Raw genomic sequence first — 1,090 nt, 5'->3', positions numbered from 1 at the left:
CATCCGCGGTTTGGGCCGTGGGCGGGGTTGGGGTTGCAGGTGGTTGTGGTGGTGGTGTTGGTGGTGCGGCGGGTGTGGCCGTTGTTGGTGTTGGGTGTGGCGACGGTGTCGGCGGTGTTGATGTCGTTGTCGGTGTGGTTGGTGCCGGGGTTGTTGGTGACGTCGGTGGATGGGTCGGGGGTGTGGGTGCCGTTGGCGGCGCCGTTTGCGGCGTATTCGGCGGTGGTGTATTCGTCGCGGCCGCGGGGTGCGTGGGTGTTGACGGGTGTGTTGACGGTGGTGGCGACGCGGTTGTGGGAGTTGTCGTTCGCGGTGGCGGCGTCGGGGGTGTTGTTGACGGCGGTGCCGGCGTTGTTGGGGATGTATGTGGCGGCGCGGCGGGGGTTGATTGCGGCGTTGACGGAGCGGGCGGAGCGGGCGGAGCGGGAGCAGTTTTTGTTGGCGGAGCGGGCGCGGGCGGAGGAGCGGGTGCGTCTTGCGGGGGAGATGCATGATGTGGTGACGCATCGGGTGTCGTTGATGGTGTTGCAGGCGGGGGCGTTGCGGGTGGTGGCGACGGATGAGCGGGTGCGGGCGGAGGCGGAGGGGTTGCGGGCTGCGGGGTGTCAGGCGTTGGAGGAGCTGCGGGATTTGGTGGGGGTGTTGAGGTCGCCGGAGAGTGCGGCGGGTGTGGTGGGTGGGGTGGGGGATTCTGGTGGGGTGTCGGGTGGGGTGGGTGTGGGGGATTTGGGGTTGTCGGTGTTGGTGGAGGAGTCGCGGGCGGTGGGGGTGGAGGTGGAGTTGAGTGAGGTGGGGGATCGTTCGGTGTCGTCGCCGGTGGTGGCGCGGACGGCGTATCGGATTGTGCAGGAGGGGTTGACGAATGTGCGGAAGCACGCGCCGGGGTGTGGGGTGTGGGTGGAGGTGCGGTATGAGGCGGATCGGGTGCGGTTGAGGGTGCGGAATACGGCGCCGAGGGGTGTGGTGGACCGGGAGTTGGCGTCGAGTGGGTCGGGGAGTGGGTTGAAGGGGTTGCGGCAGCGGGTGGAGCTGGTCGGGGGGACCTTCGAGTTCGGGCCCCGCCCCGACGGCGGCTTCCACATCGAATCCG

1 protein-coding gene is annotated in these 1,090 nt (G+C 69.0%); it reads left to right on the top strand.

Translation table 11 applies throughout. The features are described from left to right. Positions 1-48: 48 nt before the first annotated feature. Positions 49-1,090, top strand: a 1,042-nt coding sequence (locus ACIG3E_RS41010; protein ID WP_399626333.1) for a sensor histidine kinase, incomplete at its 3' end; no start/stop codon positions are given.

Source organism: Streptomyces sp. NPDC053474 (assembly GCF_044544845.1).
Lineage (GTDB): Bacteria > Actinomycetota > Actinomycetes > Streptomycetales > Streptomycetaceae > Streptomyces.
The sequence above is the reverse complement of the archived record's forward strand: the minus strand, read 5'-3'. Positions and strand labels throughout refer to the sequence as shown.